Source organism: Chryseobacterium sp. AC405b (genome assembly GCF_979258685.1).
This window is the reverse complement of record NZ_OZ409877.1, coordinates 1,487,381-1,507,814: the sequence shown is the minus strand read 5'-3', so window position 1 is coordinate 1,507,814 and position 20,434 is coordinate 1,487,381. Positions and strand designations below refer to the sequence as shown.

The 20,434-nt window shown below is 34.7% G+C and carries 21 protein-coding genes; 16 read left to right on the top strand and 5 right to left on the bottom strand.

Annotated features, from left to right (window positions below):
- Nucleotides 1-10 precede the first annotated feature (10 nt).
- From ACZZZA_RS07305 to ACZZZA_RS07295, 3 genes are all read right to left on the bottom strand, one after another.
- On the bottom strand, nucleotides 11-895 hold the full coding sequence (locus ACZZZA_RS07305; RefSeq protein WP_463430508.1) for a DUF2589 domain-containing protein: 885 nt from the start codon (nucleotides 893-895) through the stop codon (nucleotides 11-13).
- A 169-nt stretch (nucleotides 896-1,064) separates the two neighbouring features.
- Nucleotides 1,065-1,946 (bottom strand): SDR family oxidoreductase, encoded by an 882-nt coding sequence (locus tag ACZZZA_RS07300; protein WP_463430507.1) that lies wholly within the window; start codon nucleotides 1,944-1,946, stop codon nucleotides 1,065-1,067.
- A 180-nt stretch (nucleotides 1,947-2,126) separates the two neighbouring features.
- On the bottom strand, nucleotides 2,127-2,540 hold the full coding sequence (locus ACZZZA_RS07295) for a DUF1573 domain-containing protein (protein WP_463430506.1): 414 nt from the start codon (nucleotides 2,538-2,540) through the stop codon (nucleotides 2,127-2,129).
- A 166-nt stretch (nucleotides 2,541-2,706) separates the two neighbouring features.
- Between ACZZZA_RS07295 and ACZZZA_RS07290 the strand changes: the two genes are divergently transcribed.
- The 4 genes from ACZZZA_RS07290 (at nucleotide 2,707) to ACZZZA_RS07275 (ending at nucleotide 6,677) form a co-directional block, all read left to right on the top strand.
- Entirely contained in the window at nucleotides 2,707-3,954 is a 1,248-nt protein-coding gene (locus ACZZZA_RS07290) for a sensor histidine kinase (protein ID WP_463430505.1), read from the top strand.
- A gap of 15 nt (nucleotides 3,955-3,969) precedes the next feature.
- Nucleotides 3,970-4,650, top strand: coding sequence for a response regulator transcription factor (locus tag ACZZZA_RS07285; protein ID WP_463430504.1), 681 nt, complete (start codon nucleotides 3,970-3,972; stop codon nucleotides 4,648-4,650).
- A 111-nt stretch (nucleotides 4,651-4,761) separates the two neighbouring features.
- Nucleotides 4,762-5,763, top strand: a complete 1,002-nt coding sequence (locus tag ACZZZA_RS07280; protein ID WP_463430503.1) for an aldo/keto reductase — start codon at nucleotides 4,762-4,764, stop codon at nucleotides 5,761-5,763.
- 17 nt (nucleotides 5,764-5,780) lie between these two features.
- A complete protein-coding gene (locus tag ACZZZA_RS07275) occupies nucleotides 5,781-6,677 on the top strand; it encodes a helix-turn-helix domain-containing protein (RefSeq protein ID WP_463430502.1) in 897 nt (298 codons plus the stop codon).
- Between the two features lie 37 nt (nucleotides 6,678-6,714).
- Here the strand turns inward: ACZZZA_RS07275 and ACZZZA_RS07270 are convergent, their stop codons facing one another.
- Nucleotides 6,715-8,052, bottom strand: a complete 1,338-nt coding sequence (locus ACZZZA_RS07270; protein WP_463430501.1) for a dihydroorotase — start codon at nucleotides 8,050-8,052, stop codon at nucleotides 6,715-6,717.
- 122 nt (nucleotides 8,053-8,174) lie between these two features.
- On the opposite strand from ACZZZA_RS07270, the gene ACZZZA_RS07265 reads away from it, so the two are divergent.
- From ACZZZA_RS07265 to ribA, 8 genes are all read left to right on the top strand, one after another.
- The gene (locus ACZZZA_RS07265; protein ID WP_463430500.1) at nucleotides 8,175-9,629 is read left to right on the top strand and encodes a lipopolysaccharide biosynthesis protein; all 1,455 of its coding nucleotides are present in this window, start codon (nucleotides 8,175-8,177) and stop codon (nucleotides 9,627-9,629) included.
- Between the two features lie 29 nt (nucleotides 9,630-9,658).
- On the top strand, nucleotides 9,659-10,678 hold the full coding sequence (locus tag ACZZZA_RS07260; RefSeq protein WP_463430499.1) for a sugar phosphate nucleotidyltransferase: 1,020 nt from the start codon (nucleotides 9,659-9,661) through the stop codon (nucleotides 10,676-10,678).
- Nucleotides 10,679-10,767: 89 nt separating this feature from the next.
- A complete protein-coding gene (gene lolB1, locus ACZZZA_RS07255) occupies nucleotides 10,768-11,613 on the top strand; it encodes a lipoprotein insertase outer membrane protein LolB1 (RefSeq protein WP_463430498.1) in 846 nt (281 codons plus the stop codon).
- A complete protein-coding gene (locus ACZZZA_RS07250) occupies nucleotides 11,610-13,163 on the top strand; it encodes a murein hydrolase activator EnvC family protein (RefSeq protein ID WP_463430497.1) in 1,554 nt (517 codons plus the stop codon). Before lolB1 ends, ACZZZA_RS07250 begins: the two co-directional genes overlap by 4 nt.
- Before the next feature lie 28 nt (nucleotides 13,164-13,191).
- The gene (locus ACZZZA_RS07245; RefSeq protein ID WP_463430496.1) at nucleotides 13,192-13,407 is read left to right on the top strand and encodes a twin-arginine translocase TatA/TatE family subunit; all 216 of its coding nucleotides are present in this window, start codon (nucleotides 13,192-13,194) and stop codon (nucleotides 13,405-13,407) included.
- A 14-nt stretch (nucleotides 13,408-13,421) separates the two neighbouring features.
- Nucleotides 13,422-14,033: a DUF4254 domain-containing protein gene (locus ACZZZA_RS07240; protein ID WP_463430495.1), complete on the top strand. Its 612-nt coding sequence runs from the start codon at nucleotides 13,422-13,424 to the stop codon at nucleotides 14,031-14,033.
- Nucleotides 14,030-14,494, top strand: a complete 465-nt coding sequence (locus tag ACZZZA_RS07235) for a hypothetical protein (protein WP_463430494.1) — start codon at nucleotides 14,030-14,032, stop codon at nucleotides 14,492-14,494. Before ACZZZA_RS07240 ends, ACZZZA_RS07235 begins: the two co-directional genes overlap by 4 nt.
- Complete coding sequence (ribA, locus tag ACZZZA_RS07230; protein ID WP_463430493.1) at nucleotides 14,495-15,088, top strand: GTP cyclohydrolase II; 594 nt, start codon at nucleotides 14,495-14,497, stop codon at nucleotides 15,086-15,088. It abuts the gene before it with no gap.
- An 83-nt stretch (nucleotides 15,089-15,171) separates the two neighbouring features.
- Here ribA and ACZZZA_RS07225 read toward each other — a convergent pair whose 3' ends face one another.
- On the bottom strand, nucleotides 15,172-15,723 hold the full coding sequence (locus ACZZZA_RS07225) for a hypothetical protein (protein WP_463430492.1): 552 nt from the start codon (nucleotides 15,721-15,723) through the stop codon (nucleotides 15,172-15,174).
- A gap of 115 nt (nucleotides 15,724-15,838) precedes the next feature.
- Here ACZZZA_RS07225 and ACZZZA_RS07220 point away from each other — a divergent pair, with 115 nt between their 5' ends.
- From ACZZZA_RS07220 to ACZZZA_RS07205, 4 genes are all read left to right on the top strand, one after another.
- Nucleotides 15,839-17,569: a glycoside hydrolase family 3 protein gene (locus ACZZZA_RS07220; protein ID WP_463430491.1), complete on the top strand. Its 1,731-nt coding sequence runs from the start codon at nucleotides 15,839-15,841 to the stop codon at nucleotides 17,567-17,569.
- A 65-nt stretch (nucleotides 17,570-17,634) separates the two neighbouring features.
- Nucleotides 17,635-18,783, top strand: a complete 1,149-nt coding sequence (gene bshA, locus ACZZZA_RS07215) for an N-acetyl-alpha-D-glucosaminyl L-malate synthase BshA (RefSeq protein WP_463430490.1) — start codon at nucleotides 17,635-17,637, stop codon at nucleotides 18,781-18,783.
- A 161-nt stretch (nucleotides 18,784-18,944) separates the two neighbouring features.
- The gene (locus ACZZZA_RS07210) at nucleotides 18,945-20,219 is read left to right on the top strand and encodes a DUF2851 family protein (protein WP_463430489.1); all 1,275 of its coding nucleotides are present in this window, start codon (nucleotides 18,945-18,947) and stop codon (nucleotides 20,217-20,219) included.
- Complete coding sequence (locus ACZZZA_RS07205; RefSeq protein WP_463430488.1) at nucleotides 20,212-20,433, top strand: PspC family transcriptional regulator; 222 nt, start codon at nucleotides 20,212-20,214, stop codon at nucleotides 20,431-20,433. Before ACZZZA_RS07210 ends, ACZZZA_RS07205 begins: the two co-directional genes overlap by 8 nt.
- Nucleotide 20,434: the final 1 nt, after the last annotated feature.

Below are 20,434 nucleotides of genomic sequence, written 5' to 3'. Positions count from 1 at the left end.
AAATTTGAAATTACTGGGCGAGTATTCCCAAAACTTTTTCAAGTCCAGCAGGCATTTCGTCATTCGTGGCTCTTACCTTCACTCCCAGAGAATATTCTTTTTCTACTTTGATTCCTGTGCTTGAAGATCTTTTATAAGACACATCTACACTCAGTTTCACAGGGCCCCATCCACCGGAAGCTCCTACTTTTAAACCAAATTCGTCACTCACATTTTTAGTGTATGTGGAATTTAATTTAACATTGAAATCAACTTCGCAAGATTCTATTCTGAAGCTTGGAACATTCAGCAGAGCGATGAACGGAACAGAAAGTTCTACATCAGTAGGAATCATTGGTTCTTCATTCGGCGTTTCTGTTTCATTGATATAATCGGGATTTGGCGCATTTTTTTTGTATTTAAAATCTGCCATTCTCAATTTTTTTGCACTTGCAGGATCATTAGGATCGGAAAGTTCAAAACCAACTTCATTGATAAAGCTTACAGTCGCAATTGAAGCATTTGACTGTGCTTTTACACAGGCATCCAAAGGACCACCGATGATGGTTGCGAAATCTATACTGCCCAATTCTGCTGCAAAATCTGCATTTGCGGCATCCGAAGTTTTAAAAATATTTTCATCTGCAGCCATCTTCAAAGAAATCATTTTAAGAACTTCTGAAGATGCGTTGGCTAAAGATTTTTCCCACTTTTCATCATAGCCATTTTTAAACTGATCTACAATTGAAAGAATCTCTTTTAACGAAAGATTTTTAAGTTCTGAAACTTCCACTCCTGAAATTTTTTCATAAACACCTGGAGTAAGAACTTTTTCTACTCCTGATAAAAGATCAATTAATTCATTTTTTGATTTTTTGGCGTGATTAGATTCTAACGCCGCTTTTAATGTTTCCATTTTGGTTTTGTTTTTAGGTTAATACTAATTTGTAGTACAAATCTAAATCACTAAATATGAAAACATTACAGGACTTTCACCTAAAAGTAAAGGGTGAAAACACCTTAAATAAAAAATGCAGAATATCCTGATTGGAAATCTGCATTTTTATGAATTAAACGAAATAAATTTAATTCGATTTTTTAGCTTTAATCATTGCTTCAAGCATATCCCACATTTCCTGCGGTACGTCTTCGAGCATATTAAATTCTCCTGCGCCCTGCAACCATTCTCCACCATCAATTGTCACTACTTCACCATTCATGTACGCTGAATAATCTGAGACAAGATAAGCAGCAAGATTGGCCAGTTCCTGATGTTCTCCTACTCTTCTCAAAGGAACTTTTTTTCTCATATCAAATTTTTCCTGCAAATCTCCCGGCAGCAATCTGTCCCACGCTCCTTTTGTAGGAAACGGTCCCGGCGCAATGGCATTAAAACGGATTCCGTATTTTGCCCATTCAACGGCTAGAGATCTTGTCATTGCCAGAACACCTGCTTTTGCACAAGCTGACGGAACAACGTAGGCAGAACCTGTCCAGGCATAAGTGGTGACGATATTTAAAACCGTCCCGGGTGTTTTAGAATCAATCCAGTGTTTTCCAATGGAAAGTGTGCAGTTTTTTGTCCCTTTTAAAACGATATCTAAAATGGAATCAAAAGCAGAATGCGTCAGTCTTTCGGTTGGAGAGATGAAATTGCCGGCTGCGTTATTCAATAAAATATCAATTCTACCGAATTCTTTCAGAGTCGCTTCTTTCATGGCTTCTACCTCATCCCAATTTCTAACATCGCAAGAAACACACAGAACTTTTCCGCCGGTTGCATCTTCCAGTTCTTTTGCTGTGGCTTGCAATTTTTCTAAATTTCTCGAAGTAATGACTACTTTTGCCCCTAATTCTAAGAAATATTTGGTCATCGCTTTTCCGAGACCGCTTCCGCCACCTGTAACGATGGCTACTTTATCTTTGAGAGCACCCTCACGCAACATGGGTTGTGTATAAAGATTCATAAATTTTATTTTTCTTAAAAATAATAAATATAAACCTGTTGCAGCCTAAAATCTGTCGATAAATGATGTTATAAATAATTGTTCTTTATAGCGATCTCAGAAAAAAGGTATATGATACCGTTCTTATATAAAAAAACAGCTGATCAATACGATCAGCTGTTGATTATATTTTTTTAATTCTTATGAAGCAGTAACCACACCTTTAAAAGAAAGCGTTTTTGGTGTTTTGTTGTCACTTGTAGTAACATTTACTGTTTTCACAAATGCACCTGGACTTGCAGCATTATAGCTTGCTTCTACAAAGCCTTTTTTTCCCGGTTGAATTGGCGTTTTTGTGTAATTGGCCGTTGTACATCCACAAGATGGTGCAACGTTTTCGATAATAATTGGTTTTGAAGAGGTATTTGTGAACTCAAATCTGATTAACTTTGGTTTTCCCTGAGGAATATTTCCTACGTTGATAGATTCTGATTTCCATTTGATGGCTTCGGCAACTGCTTTTACTAAAGAAGTACCTTCAATAGGAAGTACATTTGCATAAAATGGTGAAAATGCCATAACTGCAAGTAATGCTGTAATTTTTAAATTTTTCATAAGTATAAATTTTGAATAGTTAATAAAGAAACCTATAATTGTATTTCAATAGAGCAAATGTATTGATGATTTTGATGAGAAGTTGTTAACCATTCTCAAAGATTTGTTAACAAGTTGTTAATGATAAAAGATTAATAAATATTTTTGGATAATATTGCTTCTGAAAATGGAAATAAAAAAGCTCAATATCATTATAAGTCTCGGGTTTGTCGCTATTGTCGGAATTCTTACGGCTCAGCTTCTGTGGGCAAAACAGGCCTATAATCTTGAGGATAAAAAATTTAACCAAAAAGTAAATATCGCTTTACTGCAAGTTGCTGAAAAATTATCTGTAGGGAAAACCTCTTTCACAGAAAACCCTGTACAGAATATTGCCAACGACTATTATGTGGTCAACACCAATAATGAATTTCATCCTTCCATTCTTGAATATTATCTAAAAACAGAATTCACGCGTCTTCATATAGAAACAGACTACGTATACGCAATGTATAATTGCCAAAGTGATAAAATGGTGTACGGAAAATATATTTCAGTTGATGATGAAAACCTAAAAAATCAGTTCATAGAATTTCCGAAACATAAAAATCTGGTGTATTATTTCTCGATACGCTTTCCCGATAAAACCACTTACCTGATCAGTTCACTAAGGTTTTGGTACCTGCTTACACTGGCATTGATTATTATTCTTCTGGTCTATGTTTATTCAATTTATACCATTATTCAGCAAAAAAAGTTCTCAGAACTGCAGCGTGATTTTATCAATAATATGACTCATGAGTTTAAAACTCCGTTGTCATCAATTCTTTTGGCTACTGAAGCTCTTAACAAACAACAGATTATCAAAGAAAATTCCAAGCTTCAAACCTACACTTCAATTATTATCAACCAAAGCAATAAGCTTAACAATCATATTGAAAAAATACTGAATATTGCTAAAAATGATGCTTCCGGATTGTCTTTAAAAACTCAAAAAATCATGTTGTTGCCTTTTATTCAGGAAATTGCTGAGACTATGAAGCAGAAAAATGAAAATCTTACGATTCATGTAGATGTAGAAAATAATATTTCGGTGATGGCAGATGAGTTTCACTTCACCAATATCATTTACAACATTTTAGATAATTCTATTAAATATTGTGAAACCAAACCGGATATTACAATTTCAGCCAAAAAAGATTCAAAAGGTTTATATTTAAAGTTTAAAGACAACGGAATAGGAATTCCCAGTAAAAATATCCCTCATATTTTTGATAAATTCTACCGGGTGAATACTGAGAAGAATAACGAAATCAATGGTTTCGGACTTGGTTTATTTTATGTAAAAAAAATCGTTCAGCAACATCGCTGGAAAATTTCTGTTGAGAATAATGCAGATCAGGGAATTACCACGACACTGCTTTTACCCTATTGAAATACTGCTTAATAAATGGAAAAACCTAAAATTTTGTATGCAGAAGATGACCAGACAATTGCTTTTCTGATCCAGGACAGTCTGGAAACTCATTATCATATTGATTATCATGCAAATGGAAAGTCTGCTTTACATGCATTTGACTGCAAAGATTATGATATTTGTCTGCTCGATATCATGATGCCCGAAGTAGACGGTTTTGAGGTGGCAAAACATATTCGAGCTCACAATTCAGAGATTCCCATTATTTTTATTTCTGCTAAAACTTTAAAAGAAGACAGAATCAAAGGACTCAAAATTGGTGCTGATGATTATTTGGTGAAACCTTTCAGTATTGAAGAATTGATTTTAAAAATCGAAATTTTCTTAAAACGTACAAGAAAAACAGAAACATCTGTCATTACCTATCAAGTCGGAAAATATCAATTCGACCCGAAAAACTACACTCTGCAGGAAGAAAATAACATCATTGCTCTTACCCAAAGAGAATCTGAATTGCTTTTATATTTTATCAGACACAAAAATTCTGTTTTAAAAAGACAAGATATTTTAAAAGCCATTTGGGGAGATGATGATTATTTCATGGGACGAAGTCTGGATGTTTTCATTTCAAGACTACGCAAAGTTTTTCATAATGAGGATAATATCACCATAGAAAATCTTCACGGAATTGGTTTTCGTTTTTCTGAAAAATAATTAAAACCGAAAAAATACCATCCGTAATTCGCATACAACATTCATCGTTTTGCATACATCCGAATCTTTATTTCTGTTCAACTTTGTTCTATTAAAATTAATATTTAAAATATGAACAAAGTAAAATTAGGAAATCAGGGTTTAATCATTCCAAATATCGGTTTAGGCTGTATGGGAATGACCAGTTTTGGTGATAGTGACATCTATGGAAAGGCAGATGAAAAAGAAGCCATCGCAACCATTCACCGTTCATTAGAATTGGGAGGCAACTTTCTTGATACGGCAGATTTGTACGGCCCTTTTACAAACGAAAGGCTCGTTGCCAAAGCTATTGAAGGGAATCGTGACCAGTACATCATTGCAACAAAATTCGGTTGGGAAATTGATGACAGCGATCAGATAACATGGGCGATCAATGGAAAGAAAGAGTATGTAAAAAAATCAGTAGAACGTTCGCTCAAGAACCTGAAGACAGACTACATTGATCTTTATTACATGCACCGTCTCGACAAAAATACTCCGATCGAAGAAACGGTAGAAGCGATGAGCGAATTGGTAAAAGAAGGAAAAATTGGATATATTGGTTTGTCTGAAGTTTCATCTGAAACGGTTAAAAGAGCACACGCTATTCATCCGATTACTGCAGTACAAAGTGAATTTTCTCTTTTTGAGAGAACTGTAGAAGAAAAAGGGGTCATCAAAACATTAAACGAGTTGGGAATAGGTTTTGTTGCATATTCACCACTGGGAAGAGGGTTTTTATCCGGACAGATCCGTTCGATTAATGACATCCCGGAAAATGACTTCAGAAGAGGAATTCCACGTTTTCAGGAACAGTATTTTCATAAAAACATTGAATTGGTGGAAGCTATTGACAATCTTGCCAAGGAAAAGGATATTACCTCTTCTCAATTAGCATTAGCCTGGATCATCAGCAAAGGAATTGTACCGATTCCGGGAACCAAACGCACAAAATATGTGGAGCAGAATATTGAAGCTGGTAAAATAGAACTGACAGAAAACGAACTTACAAAACTGGATAGTATTGTACCTTTAGGAACCGATACCGGAGCGCCTTACGATGAATTTAGTATGGGACTTTTGGATTATTAAATTTAAATTTGCATTAAATGAATACAATTCCGTCCATTTCAGCTTTCCACAGATTATTATCTTTGTCAGAACCGAAACATCCGTTGGTAAGCGTCATCAATTTATCCGAAAGTAATTTCATAGAAGATGAGGTCTGGAAAGGTTTCACCAACAGATTTTATTGTGTTGCCCTGAAAAGAGAAGCAACGGGAAAGATGAAATACGGACAGCAACATTATGATTATGATAAAGGTGTTCTGAGTTTTACAGCTCCCAATCAGGTGCAGTATCTGGATTTGGAAACCATGGATTGCGACAATAATGGTTATCTTTTGATTTTTCACGAAGATTTTCTGCTGAAGCATCCGTTGGCAAAAACAATCTCCTCTTATGGGTTTTTCTCTTATGCAGTGAATGAAGCTTTGCATTTATCTGAAGATGAGGAAAATGACCTGATCGAAATCCTTCATAAAATTGATAAAGAAAGTCAGCATATTGACCGACATACACAGGAAATTATTTTATCCCAAATAGATCTTCTGCTGAATTATTCTCATCGTTTTTATGAGCGCCAATTTATCACGAGAAAAAACAACAACCATCAGTTGCTGGTAAAATTCGAAAGGTTTCTGAACGACTATTTTGATGAGAAAACTGCAGAAAGAGGACTTTTGACTGTTCATCAGATTGCTGAAGCGATGAATCTTTCACCCAATTATTTAAGTGACCTTTTGCGGGTTCACACGGGACAAAACTCTCAGCAACACATTCACGAAAAGCTGATCAGCAAGGCAAAAGAAAAACTGTCGACCACAGAACTTTCTGTAAGCGAAATTGCTTACGAATTGGGATTTGAACATTCGCAGTCTTTCAGTACGCTTTTCAAGAAGAAAACCAATATGTCGCCTTTGGAATTTAGGCAGTCTCTTAATTAACATAAAAAAACGACTGCATTTTAGCAGTCGTTTTTGTTTATTTCTGAACTTCAAAAAGCAATCGCTCTCCGAATTTTTCTTCATTGATTTTTCCGTTATCATACACCAGATTTCCGTTGACAAAAGTGTGGGTCACTTTAGAATGGAATTCGGTTCCTTCAAGCGGGCTCCAGCCACATTTGTAAAGAATATTTTCTTTAGCAACCGTCCAGTTTTCATTTAAATCTACCAAAACCAAATCTGCTTTATACCCTTCTCTTATAAAACCTCTTTTCTCCACTCTGAAAAGAATGGCAGGATTGTGAGCCATTTTTTCAACAATTTTTTCAAGTGAAATTTTCCCGTTGATATAATTTTCAAGCATTACGTTCAGAGAATGTTGAACCAAAGGCGCACCGGAAGGACATTTTGTGTAAACATTCTGCTTTTCTTCCCATGTGTGTGGCGCATGATCTGTTGCAATTACATCAATTCTGTTATCCAGCAAAGCTTCCCAAAGTGCATCTTTATCTTTTTGAGTTTTTACCGCAGGATTCCATTTGATAAGTCCGCCTTTAGTATCGTAATCTTCATTCGTGAAAGTCAGGTGATGAACACAAACTTCTGCCGTAATTTTTTTATCTTTTAAAGGAATATCATTTCTAAAAAGTTCCATTTCTTTCGCTGTAGAAAGATGGAAAACGTGAAGTCTTGCACCTGTTTTTTCGGCTAATTCAACCGCCTTTGAAGAAGATTTGTAACAAGCTTCTTCACTTCTGATCAAATGGTGAAATTTTACAGGAATATCTTCACCATATTCATCCAGATATTTTTGGGTATTTGCTTTAATCGTTGCTTCATCTTCACAATGAACGGCGATCAGCATTTTTGTATTGCTAAAAATATTTTCCAGCGTTTCCGGGTTATCAACCAACATATTTCCTGTGGAAGAACCTAGAAACAATTTAATTCCCGGAACATTTCTTGGGTTTGTTTTTAAAACTTCCTCCAGATTATCATTCGTTCCACCCATCATAAAGCCATAATTGGCGTAAGCTTTCTGAGAACCAATTTCGTATTTATCAGCCAATAATTCCTGCGTTACAGCATTCGGAACAGTGTTTGGCTGGTCGATGAAACTTGTAATTCCGCCAGCAATTGCAGCTTTAGATTCGGTTTCAATATCACCTTTCTGCGTCAATCCAGGTTCACGGAAATGCACCTGATCATCAATAATTCCCGGCAAAAGATATTTTCCTGAAGCATCGATAATCTGATCCGCTTCGTCAGAAATAAGAGAATCAATTTTGGCAATTAAATCATTTTCAATAAGAATATCATTTTCAATAATTTTTCCTTCATTGACGATTTTTGCATTTTTTATAAGGGTTTTCATGTATTTATTTTAGATGTGGAAATTTATATTGCACAAATTTAATATTTTCAACAATGATTTTTAGGCATCAATCAGAAATTTGTGAATTCTAATATTTACATTTGCATTTTAAAAAAATAAATTTGTACAAGAAATTATTTGGTCAAACCGCTGTATATGGGTTGAGTTCGGTCTTAGTAAGGATATTTCCTTTCCTGATTGCGCCTATCGTGACCAATGCATTCGGACCTTCTGCATCATCACCTTTTGTAGATTGGTACTCTATTGCAGGAGTAATTACCGTTTTTTTGACCCACGGAATGGAAACTTCTTTTTTCCGTTTTGCACAGGAAGGCAGTATTGATAAAAAAACTTTAGTATCAACCACTTCATTGAGCATTCTGGGATTTGGTTTCATCTATCTTATTTTAGGATATGTTTTTAGGCAGGATCTTGCGAATGCTTTCGAAACTCCTGATCAGGTTAATTATCTTGTTATTTTTCTTTTTATTCTTTCTTTTGATGCATTTGCAACGATTCCTTCAGCTGTTTTGAGATTAGAAGGAAAACCTGTTTTATATACCGTTTCAAAAGTTGCAGGATCGTTAGTTTATTATTTTCTGATCGTGTTTTTCATCAAATGGCTTCCTGATTACCCAAACGGAATTTTAGGCTTACAATATGACCCGGAAATTGGTGTCGGATATGTCTTCATTGCCAATTTGGTACAGAGTATCATCACATTAGCGATTGTAGGAAAAGAATTTGTGAACTTTAGTTTTAAAAAGTTTGATTTTAATCTTTGGAAAAGAATCATGAGTTATTCATGGCCGGTGATGGTTGCAGGACTTGCAGGAGTGATCAATCAGACTTTAGACAGACAGTTTCTAAAATATTTGCTTCCGAAAGAAGAAGCCAAACATCAGATTGGTGTTTACGGAGGCGTTTATAAAATTGCAACCTTCATTACAGTTTTCCGGCAGGCATATCAGTTGGGAATTGAACCCTACTTTTTCTCAAGTTTTAAAGATAAAAACAATCATAAAACTTATGCGGTTTTAATGGATGTTTTCGTCATTTGCAATTGCTTAATCTATGTTGGGTTGATGGTCAATCTGCAATGGATTTCTGAAAAATATTTAGGAAACCCGCTTTATTTTGAAGGAATTGAAATTATTCCTTTTGTCATGTTGGGAGCCTTATTTTTAGGAATTTACCTCAATCTTTCGATCTGGTACAAATTATCTGATCAGACCAGAGTGGGCTTATACATTTCTCTTATCGGAGCTGCGATTACGATACTTATCAACTTTACTTTTATCCCGGAATACGGATATTGGGCAAGTGCTTTTGCTGCATTGATCACGTATACAAGCATGATGATTATTTCCTATATTTGGGGTAAAATACAATATCCCATTCATTACAATATAAAAAAAATAGCAACATATTTAGTATTGTCTATTGTTATATCAATGATTTCTTTTTATTATTTTCGTTATAATTATTTTGTTGGGAATGGATTATTCTTGCTATTTATTGCGTTTTTAATATATAACGAGAGAACAATGATCAGCAAAATTCTTAGAAAATCTTAAATTTAAATTAAACTATATAAAATTCATCTATGAAAATAATTGTTCCTATGGCTGGGCGTGGCTCCAGATTACGACCACATACATTAACCGTTCCAAAACCTTTGATTCCTATTGCCGGAAAACCTATCGTACAGAGATTGGTAGAAGATATTGCCAAAGTTTGTGGCGAAAAAATAGAGGAAGTAGCCTTTATCATTGGAGATTTTGGAGATGAGGTTGAGAAATCTTTGCTTCAGATTGCCGAAAGATTAGGTGCAAAAGGAAGTATTTATCATCAGGAAGAAGCATTAGGAACTGCTCACGCAATTAAATGTGCTGAACAATCGATGACCGGAAATGTAGTTGTAGCGTTTGCCGACACTCTTTTTAGAGCAGATTTTACTTTAGATACAAATTCTGACGGTGTAATTTGGGTAAAAAGCGTTGAAGACCCTTCCGCTTTTGGCGTTGTCAAGCTAAACGAACAAGGTTTTATTACAGATTTTATTGAAAAACCTGAAATTTTTGTTTCAGATTTGGCAATCATTGGAATTTATTATTTTAACAGTGCCGAAAAACTGATGGATGAAATTAACTATATCATCTCAAATGATATCAAAAACGGAGGTGAATATCAGTTGACACTTGCTCTTGAAAATTTAAAAGCTAAAGGTGCAAAATTCAGATCAGGACAGGTAAATGACTGGATGGACTGCGGAAACAAAAATGCTACTGTAGAAACTAACAGTAAAATTTTAGCCTACGAAAAAGAAGAAATGTCTACTTTTACTTCTACTGCAACGATTGAAAATTCATTGATCATTCCGCCATGTTTTATCGGTGAAAATGTAAAAATTATGAATTCAAAAATTGGTCCCGGAGTTTCGATAGGAAACAATACCGTTATCATCAACTCAAATATTGAAAACTCTTTAATACAGGAAAACACAAAAATCAACCACGGAAACCTTTCAAATTCTATGATTGGAAATTCTGCCCAGTATTTTGGGGTAGCCAGAGAAATTTCTTTAGGCGATTTTTCAGTTTTAGATTTCCTGAATAAAGAATAGTTTCACATAAAATAATTGACCCCAAAACCACACAAAATGTTTTGTGTGGTTTGGCGTTAATATTGTAAAGTATTAATTTAAAAGAAAATATGAAAAAATGGATTGCGTTATTGCTGGTCACACTGGTTGTGCTTTCATGTAAAACCAGAAAAAACGTTGTACAGAATACATCTGAAAACGACAGCACTGCAGTCGAAAACTCAGCTGTAAAAGATCCTATCGATGCAGGAAAAAACATATCAGACAGGCTGACTTTTTACGAAAGCATTTATATCCATCCGAAATTTGAACATGTAAAAATCAATAGTAAAATAACAGCAGACAATATCAGAGTCAGTCCATTGGATGCCACCATTTACATTGAAAGTAATAAAAAAATCTGGTCGAATATTAATTTTCTTTTCTTTAACGCTGCAAGGGCAATTATTACCCCCGAAGGAATCAAAGCGGTCGACAAATACAACAAAAATTATATAGATTCTGATTTTGAATATTTAAATAATCTGCTCAATATCAATTTCATCGATTACAAAACTTTAGAAAAAATCCTTTTAGGGCGTACCTTTTTAGTGGTAAGCGACAGAAATTCTAAGATTACAAAAAACATGGAGGGTTATGAACTGACATCCATTGTTAATCAGAAAATCGTAACCAATGAGCAGGAAAGAGAGTATAAAATCAATATGCGATATTCTAATGATTTTGATTTAATTTATGTTAATTTGCAGGATGTAAAATCCGATGATGCGATAGAAATCGTATATGACCAATGGGAGACCTTCGAGAATAATCTTAGATTTCCGCAAAATGTTAAAATAATTATAAAAGGGTCAAAAACAAGTCAGATTTTACTGGAAAATACGAAATTTGGGTTCACTAAAATGGAAACACCTTATTCAGTTCCAGCCAATTATAAGAAAATCGAGATTAAATGATCAAAAAATTTAGCTTTTTAATAGTAATTTTGCTGTTTTCGTTGCACTTCGGGCAAAAAAAAGAAGAATTACAGCAGCAGAATGCAGAACTTAAAAAACAAATTGCAAAAATAAATTCTGAGCTAGCCAAAACCAGAAATGAGTCTAAACTTTCGATATCTTATCTTACAAGTGTCAATCAAAAGCTGGCTTTAAGAGAAAAAGTTTATAATAATACTCAGAAAGAAAAACGATTTATAGAAGATGAAATTTATCTTCGTCAGCTTGAAATCAACAGACAGAACCGGGAATTAGCGGTATTAAGAAAAAACTACGCTCAGGTTTTGGTTAATGCATATAAAAATAAAGGGGTACAGAATAAAGTGACTTTTATTCTCTCTTCAAAAGGTTTCGGAGAGGCTTTACGCAGAGTACAATATCTAAAGCAGTATTCTGATTATCAAGATAAAAAAGCAGCAGAAATAACTAATGCAGCGGTAGAATTAAAAAAATCTGTTGATAAAAAAAGAAGATCTGCTGTAGAAAAAGAAAATCTTTTAGCGAATCAGCAAAAAGATTTAACGACAATTAGTGTTGAGAGAAAACAGAAAGAGCAGTTAGTTAACGATTTTAAAAAGAATGAAAATAAGCTTGCTGGTGAATTGAGACAAAAACAAACTCAATCTAAAGCACTTGAAGGACAAATCAGGTCAATTATTGCCGAAGAAATAAGAAAAGCAAAAGCAGAGGAAGAATCAAGAAAAAAAGCTGAAGCAGAAAAAATTCGTTTAGCTAAAATCGCTGCCGACAGAGAAAAGGCGAAAATTGATGCAGAAAACAAAGCTCGCGCAGAGGCTTTAGAAAGAGAACGAAAGCTTGCTGAAACGGAAGCCAAGAAAGCAGCAGAATTTGCCGCTAAAAAAGCAGAAGATGAAAGAAGAAGAAATGAAGATGCTGCAAAAATTGAGGCGAGTGCAAAAGATGAGGCAAGAAAGATTGCCGCTAAGAAAGCTTCTGATGATGCCGCTTTAAAATCAAGAGAAGCAGCAACCAAATTGGCCGCAGCAAAGGCAGCAGAAGCTGCACTAGAAAAGAAAACCGGCGAAGATAAAAAAGCAGCAGAAACGAAAGCAATGACAAGTTACGGAGTTTCTACAGCAGCCGGAAATAACTTCGCAGCAAACAAAGGAAGATTGGCGATGCCTGCATACGGTACAATTACGCATCGTTTTGGAAGACAGCCACATCCTGTTTTTAAAAATATTGTAGAAGAAAACAACGGAATTAAAATTTCTGTAGCAAAAGGTACCGGTGCAAAAGCTGTGTTTCCTGGAACAGTTTCATCAGTAATGGCAGCAGCAGATGGTACAAAAACAGTTTTAATAAAGCATGGAGATTATTTCTCTATTTATTCTAACTTAAGCAATAATACAGTTTCGAAAGGTCAGCAAGTTTCCGCAGGAACTTCAGTAGGATCTGTGGCACAGGATTTTGACGGTTCATATACCTTAGATTTCCAGATTTGGAGAGGAGATACACCAGTAGATCCCTTAGGATGGGTTTCAAATTAAAATATTAACTTTATAAAAAATTTTTAAAATGTATACACTTACAATACTGTCATTATCTTGGCAACACTTATTGATCGTAGCGATCATTCTTTTACTTCTTTTCGGAGGAAAAAAAATTCCGGAATTGATGAAAGGTTTAGGTTCAGGTATCAAAGAATTTAAAGATTCTGTAAAAGAGGAAGATAAACCAGTAACTAAAACTGAAAATCCTGCTTCTAATACTACAAACAATACCGGAAACTAGTTTTTTCAGCCAAAATGAATTTCACAGATACCGCTTGGAAAATCTTCAATACATCAATTGAAGATTACCATGTTTTAGACAACATAGAAACTCCTATTAATAATACGTTTCCTGCAGACAGTTTGGAACGAATTTTGTATGCTAAAAACTGGATTGACACCGTTCAATGGCATTTGGAAGATATTATTAGGGATGAAAATATAAATCCTGTAGATGCACTGCAGCTCAAAAGAATGATCGACGCTTCTAATCAGAAACGAACAGATTTGGTTGAGTTCATAGACAGTTGGTTTTTAGATAAATATAAAAATATTACTCCGAAACCCGATGCAAAGATTAACACTGAAACTCCCGCTTGGGCTGTAGACAGATTATCAATTCTTTCGCTGAAGGTTTATCATATGTCATTGGAAGCTCATAGAGATTCTGCTTCAGAAGAACATCGTTTAAACTGTCAACAGAAACTGGATGTACTTCTTGATCAAAAAGAGGATTTATTTACTTCTATAGATCAATTGCTTACTGATATTGAGAATGGTGATGTTAAGATGAAAGTGTACAAACAAATGAAAATGTACAACGATGAAAGTCTTAATCCAATCCTTTATCAAAAGGAGCAAAAATGAAACGATTATATTTTTCCGGATTACTTTTAATACTTATTTCTTCCTGCGCTACAGAAAAACCAAATGTTTCTCCACTATCCGGCAACTTCTACGTTGAAGCAAAAAAAGCTGAAGCAGAATCTGGAAATAATTTTTCGATTAATATTCATCAAAATATTAATGCAGCTGAAATAACAAATCTTATTTCTTCTTTCCCAAAATTTAAAAATACAGCCGTAAACGAAGAAGTAGACGCATTAAAATATTCTTTACAAAATTATCTGTATGCAATTGATGCAGGCAATATTACCGGAAAAAACAAAACACTCAAAAACTTAGAAAAATCTTACAAAAAAATTCAGACGCTCAGAAAATATCTTAACAGAGATGAAGATGCAGTTCTCAACAGATATTTGGTAAGATTAAAAACTAATGTTGCTTTCATTGAAGACTCAATAAACAGTAAAATAACCAACAATTAAATGATTAAAATTCAGGCGGAAGCTAATGTCCCAACAGACCACGGAAATTTCCGAATGATAGCTTTCTCAGAAGATTCTAATGACTGGATGCCTCACATGGCCATCATAGCTGAAAATACAGATTTCTCAAAACCGGTGAATGTGCGTTTTCATTCTGAATGTATTACCGGTGAAGTTTTCCATTCCCAAAAATGCGAATGCGGACAACAATTGGATGCTGCTATGAAATACACCCACGATCACGGCGGAATCATTGTATATCTCCGTCAGGAAGGCAGAAATATAGGCATCATCAACAAGTTAAAGGCCTATTCTCTTCAGGAAAAAGGTTTTGACACTGTTGCCGCCAATTTAGAACTGGGATTGCCTGCTGATGACAGAAACTTTGCAGTTGCTATCGAAATTCTCAATATCTTAAAAGTTGAAAACATTAATCTTTTAACCAACAATCCTGAAAAGGTAAAGTTTGTAGAAGAGAGCAGCATCAATCTCAATTCGAGAATACCTTTGCAGATTCCTGCGAATGATTCTAGCCGTGGATACTTACAGACAAAGAAAGATTACTTCGGTCACCTTTTAGATGATCAGAATTAATTAAATTTACTTACACAAAAAACAAAATCTCCGGAATTAATTCCGGAGATTTTTTAATTATAAAACTGAAAAGATATATTTTATTAATTTACTTTTGAAACCGATACTTTGGTATCATTTAAATTATAATATTTAATTACTGCCTTGTAGTCATTATGATCAACTGCATTTGCATTCTTTCCTGCAACCGTTGGAATTAAGACAACTCTAAACATCTGATTGTTTAAATAAGCATTGGTTTCTGCTGCAGTGATTTGAGTAGCTTGATTAAAATTTGCTTTCGAAGTAATTTCAACATCTAAAGTTGTAAAATCGAAATTATAATCTAATTCTCTATTTGCAGGAAATGCTATATTGTTATCTAGATAATATGTTTTAGGAATTAATTGCCAAACTGCATTAACACCCGTTCCCGAACCAACATTTCTATAAACCAAAACAACGTCAGTTACAGGAATGTTAATAGGCACAGATAAAGTGTAGTTATTGGTCGAGTTTAAACTCCCCGTAAAATCTTTCACTGCGGGATATTCATATTGTTCTGTATTGTCAACTACTACATCATCACTATTATCACAGCTGTATATAAGGAAACTAGCGAAAGCCAGTGTTAAAATTGAAAGAAATTTTCTCATCTTATTAAATTTAAAATTGTTAGTTACTTACGCAGATCAAATCATATACCAAAAAACTAAAAAACATTGTTTCTACTGTATTTTTTAATCGTATTTTTGTTCTTATTCAAACATCATGAACAAAGTAGGTTTTCAATTACTCTTCATCATACTTTTTATTAATTCGCAAATTTCAGCACAATATCAGCCGAAAAACATTTCTCAGTCAGATCAAAAGAAAGCGCAGCAATGGGTTGATAAAACCTACAACTCACTTTCTCATGACGAAAAACTAGGTCAGTTGTTTATCGTTGCACTTTACACCAACAAAGATGAGAACCACATCAGCCAGGTAAGAAATATTGTTGCCAATGATAAAATTGGAGGTTTGATTCTTATGCAGGACGATGCAGCAAGAGAAATTAATCTAGTCAATGAATTTCAGCAAAAATCTAAAATTCCCTTAATGATCGGGATGGATGCGGAATGGGGACTTTATCAGAGGATCGCTAAAGCTCACAAATTTCCTTGGGCAATGACTTTAGGAGCGATTCAGGATAAAAACCTGATCTATCAGATGGCAGCAAAGATCGCTGAAGACTGTAAGAGAATGGGAATCAACTGGGATTTTGCACCTGTTGTAGATGTCAATACCAACCCAAACAATCCGATTATTGGGAACAGGAGTTTCGGCTCAGAAGTTTCTAATGTCACACAATCTGCACTCTCCTACTCCAATGGTTTGCAGGATAACAATATTTTAGCGGCAATCAAACATTTCCCGGGACACGGTGACACCAATACTGATTCACATTTAGACCTGCCCGTCGTTTCACATAATATGGAAAGATTAAATTCAATCGAGCTGGCTCCTTTTAAAGCTTTGATGGATAAAGGAATTGGCGGTGTGATGGTAGCACACCTGTACGTTCCAAGTTTAGAATCTGGAAAAGGAATTCCTGCTTCTATTTCGAAAAATATCATTACAGGCTTATTAAAGGAAAAATTCGGATATAAAGGTTTAATTATTACCGATGCTTTAAATATGGGAGCGGTTGCCAATAAATACAAACCGGGCGAACTGGACGCATTGGCTTTCAAAGCAGGGAACGACATTATGCTTTTTTCTCAGGGTGTCGCAGAAGGTAAAAAATTGATTCAGAAAGCAATTGACAACGGAGAAATTTCACAAAAAAGAGTGGAAGAAAGTGTAAAGAAAATTTTACTGACAAAATATTTTTTAGGTTTAAATCAATACACTCCGAAAAATCCTGAAAACGTTAACCAAGATATCAAAAATGATTCTCATAAAACATTGGTACAGAATCTTTATTCTAATGCTTTAACTTTAATAAAGGATGAGAAAAAACTACTTCCTCTGAACTGCAAGAACACTTGCTATTATGTACCGTTGGAAGAAGCACCCTATCAAACTTTTGTAGATCAACTGAATTTAAATTCCACAGTCATTATTAAAAAGGCGGCAGAAATCAATAGTATTCCGGCAAACTCTACAGTGATCGTTGGTTTTCACAAAGACAATTCAACGGCGTACAAACCCTATAAAATTTCAGCCGAATCTAGAAAGGTGTTGGCAGATTTAACAAAAAATCAAAATGTGATTCTCAATGTTTTTGGTAGTGCTTATGCTTTGAAAGATATTGATTTATCTAAAGTTTCCACGGTTTTGGTTTCATATGAAAACAACGAAGACTCTATGACGGCAACAGCAAACGCCATCAACGGAAAAACAAAAATCTCTGGAAAGCTTCCCGTTTTGGTCAATGAACAACTGAAAGCAGGAATGGGAATAACATTAGAAGCTCCGCAGTTTTCAAAATCTACAGAATTCACCACATCAAAATAATATTAACCAATGAAACGCATCTTTAAAGCGTTCCGCCTTATAACTGAAAAAATAAAAATAAACAGATGAAAATAGGCATACTTTGCTACCCAACCTACGGCGGAAGCGGAATCGTGGCAACAGAACTCGGGATGTCTCTCGCCAACAAAGGCTATGAGGTACATTTCATCAGTTCGGCACTTCCGGCAAGATTAGATATTACAAACCCCAATATTTTCTTTCACAAAGTTAATGTGCAGACCTATCCGCTTTTCCAGTATCAGCCTTATGATATTGCATTGAGTTCGATGATCTACCGTGTTGTGAATCTTTATAAGCTGGATCTACTTCATGCACACTATGCCATTCCTTATGCTTACGCGGCTTTTACAGCAAAGCAAATGCTAAAGGAAGACAATAACGATATACCTTTGGTTACAACGCTCCACGGAACAGATATCACATTGGTTGGGCAGCATCCAAGTTATAAACACGCCGTAGAGTTTTCTATCAATCAATCGGATGCCATTACATCCGTATCTGAAAGTCTGAAAAAAGACACGCTACAGTTTTTCCGCATCAAAAAAGAGATTCAGGTCATTACCAACTTCATCGACAATTCAGAATTTGCAGATCTCAACGAATGCCAGAGAACACAGTTTGCAAGTGCAGACGAGAAAATCCTGATTCATGTTTCCAATTTAAGACCGGTAAAACGTATTGAAGAAGTGTTGCAAATTTTTAAAAGCGTTGAAAAGAAAGTAAAATCTAAGCTCATCATCATCGGTGAAGGCCCGGATATGGAGAAAGTGAATTCTTTCTTAGAAGAAAATCCGGAATTGATCTCTAAAATCCGTCTTCTGGGTAAAGTGAATGATCTGTACAGAATTTTAAGACTTTCAGACGTATTTTTATTACCATCTGAGCAGGAAAGCTTCGGATTGGCGGCTCTAGAAGCAATGGCGGCAAATACACCCGTGATCAGTTCAAACGCAGGTGGAATCCCGGAAGTAAACATTCAGGGAGAAACAGGATTTCTAGCAGAAATCGGAAATGTAGAAGCCATGAGCAATTATACCATCAAACTTCTCAGCAACGAAGAATTATTGGCGCAGATGAAGATCAACGCTAAAGAACAGGCGATTAAATTTGATCTGAAAAACATTCTTCCTATTTACGAGGAAATGTACAAAACAACGATTGCGAATTTTAAAAAGGAAACTGCGAAGGTTTAAAATCTTCATTGAAATATAAAATAAAATCAGGGCTAGTTGCTCTGATTTTTTTTAGCTTTAAATTTTCCAAGATGTTCCAAGAGATTTTCTGGAAAAATTCATTTTAATAACACTTTTCAATTCAAATTTTCCCTACATTAGTGGTAACACAAAACACCACGATGAACGAAAAATTATTACAATATCTTTGGAATTTTAAGATATTCACTCATTTCAACTTTAAAGATCTTGGAGGAAATGCTATTGAAATAGTAGATTTCGGGAAATGGAACAAAGATTCTGGACCGGATTTTCTGATGGCGAAAATCAAAATCAACAATATAATCCTCGCAGGAAATATAGAACTTCATGTGAAATCTTCCGACTGGATTTTCCACCAACATTCAAAAGACCCTAATTACGACAATATTATTCTTCACGTAGTTTATCAAAATGATGCAGACATCGATGAACTTAACAAAAAGAATATTCCTACGCTGGAACTGAAAAACCACATCGATGTAAGTGTATTCGGGAAATATGAAAAACTTTTAAATGACAGCCAGTTTATTCCGTGTGAAGATTTGTTTAATCCAGATAAAATTCCGGTTCATTTTTACGAAGAAAGTTTGTTGAAAAAATTGGAGGAAAAATCTTCAGAACTTCAGAAAGACCTTGAAATTTATAAAAACAATTACGAAGCTGTATTATTTCACAGCCTCGCCTGCTCTTTCGGATTGAAAGTGAATGCGCATCTCTTCAAACAGATTGCAGAAAGTATAGATTTTACTGTTTTAAATAAAATTCGTCAAAACAAAACCCAACTTGAAGCTTTATTGTTCGGGATTTCCGGCTGGCTTGAAAAACCCGAAGACGAGCAAATGAAAATCTGGAAAAGAGAATTTGAATTTTTAAAAGCAAAATATCAGATTTCCAGTGTAGTTATTCGTCCGAAATTTTTGAGATTGCGCCCACCCAACTTCCCTACAATTCGTTTGTCACAATTGTCGGATCTTTATCATCAGCATCAAAATTTATTTTCAAAGATTATCAATGCTAAAAATTCTGATGAATTGGTGGAAATTTTCAGCAATACAAAAGCATCTGAGTATTGGGATAATCATTTTAATTTTGGAAAAATTTCGCCCGTCGATCAACCCAAAATTTTATCTAAAGATTTTATTGAACTCATTATTCTTAATACAGTTTTACCTTTTAAATATCATTACCATAAATATCATAATGAAGAAATTGCAGATGAAATTCTTGCATTTTACAAAGAACTTTCCTCTGAAAAAAATTCGATTGTTGAAGGATGGAAAAATTTAGGTTTAAAAATTAAAAATGCATTGCAAACTCAAAGTCTGATTTATCATTACAAAAATTACTGTACAACAAAAAATTGCTTAAATTGCAGCATCGGATTTAAAATTTTAAAAGAAACTCATCATGTTTAACAACCTGCGTCACAAGATGGAAAGAGAATGGTTTGGAGTACTCACAAGAATGGGTGCGAAGCTTGGAATTCCGGTATCTAAACTACGCGTTTTCTTCATCTACTCTACTTTTGCAACGGCAGGAGTTTTCTTTTTAATCTATTTAGGATTGGCATTTACTTTGTGGGTGAAAGATATTTTCATCACCAGAAGACCCAGTGTTTTTGATTTATAAC

What these genes read in the sequence shown, in the direction of transcription:
- ACZZZA_RS07205 (WP_463430488.1), top strand. Translation starts at nt 20,212, where the DNA reads ATGTTTAACAACCTGCGTCACAAGATGGAAAGAGAATGGTTTGGAGTA.
- ACZZZA_RS07280 (WP_463430503.1), top strand. Translation starts at nt 4,762, where the DNA reads ATGAACAAAGTAAAATTAGGAAATCAGGGTTTAATCATTCCAAATATC.
- ACZZZA_RS07300 (WP_463430507.1), bottom strand. Translation starts at nt 1,946, where the DNA reads ATGAATCTTTATACACAACCCATGTTGCGTGAGGGTGCTCTCAAAGAT.
- bshA (WP_463430490.1), top strand. Translation starts at nt 17,635, where the DNA reads ATGAAAATAGGCATACTTTGCTACCCAACCTACGGCGGAAGCGGAATC.
- ACZZZA_RS07225 (WP_463430492.1), bottom strand. Translation starts at nt 15,723, where the DNA reads ATGAGAAAATTTCTTTCAATTTTAACACTGGCTTTCGCTAGTTTCCTT.
- ACZZZA_RS07270 (WP_463430501.1), bottom strand. Translation starts at nt 8,052, where the DNA reads ATGAAAACCCTTATAAAAAATGCAAAAATCGTCAATGAAGGAAAAATT.
- lolB1 (WP_463430498.1), top strand. Translation starts at nt 10,768, where the DNA reads ATGAAAAAATGGATTGCGTTATTGCTGGTCACACTGGTTGTGCTTTCA.
- ACZZZA_RS07220 (WP_463430491.1), top strand. Translation starts at nt 15,839, where the DNA reads ATGAACAAAGTAGGTTTTCAATTACTCTTCATCATACTTTTTATTAAT.
- ACZZZA_RS07240 (WP_463430495.1), top strand. Translation starts at nt 13,422, where the DNA reads ATGAATTTCACAGATACCGCTTGGAAAATCTTCAATACATCAATTGAA.
- ACZZZA_RS07260 (WP_463430499.1), top strand. Translation starts at nt 9,659, where the DNA reads ATGAAAATAATTGTTCCTATGGCTGGGCGTGGCTCCAGATTACGACCA.
- ACZZZA_RS07275 (WP_463430502.1), top strand. Translation starts at nt 5,781, where the DNA reads ATGAATACAATTCCGTCCATTTCAGCTTTCCACAGATTATTATCTTTG.
- ACZZZA_RS07295 (WP_463430506.1), bottom strand. Translation starts at nt 2,540, where the DNA reads ATGAAAAATTTAAAAATTACAGCATTACTTGCAGTTATGGCATTTTCA.
- ACZZZA_RS07250 (WP_463430497.1), top strand. Translation starts at nt 11,610, where the DNA reads ATGATCAAAAAATTTAGCTTTTTAATAGTAATTTTGCTGTTTTCGTTG.
- ACZZZA_RS07245 (WP_463430496.1), top strand. Translation starts at nt 13,192, where the DNA reads ATGTATACACTTACAATACTGTCATTATCTTGGCAACACTTATTGATC.
- ACZZZA_RS07210 (WP_463430489.1), top strand. Translation starts at nt 18,945, where the DNA reads ATGAACGAAAAATTATTACAATATCTTTGGAATTTTAAGATATTCACT.
- ACZZZA_RS07285 (WP_463430504.1), top strand. Translation starts at nt 3,970, where the DNA reads ATGGAAAAACCTAAAATTTTGTATGCAGAAGATGACCAGACAATTGCT.
- ACZZZA_RS07305 (WP_463430508.1), bottom strand. Translation starts at nt 895, where the DNA reads ATGGAAACATTAAAAGCGGCGTTAGAATCTAATCACGCCAAAAAATCA.
- ribA (WP_463430493.1), top strand. Translation starts at nt 14,495, where the DNA reads ATGATTAAAATTCAGGCGGAAGCTAATGTCCCAACAGACCACGGAAAT.
- ACZZZA_RS07290 (WP_463430505.1), top strand. Translation starts at nt 2,707, where the DNA reads ATGGAAATAAAAAAGCTCAATATCATTATAAGTCTCGGGTTTGTCGCT.
- ACZZZA_RS07235 (WP_463430494.1), top strand. Translation starts at nt 14,030, where the DNA reads ATGAAACGATTATATTTTTCCGGATTACTTTTAATACTTATTTCTTCC.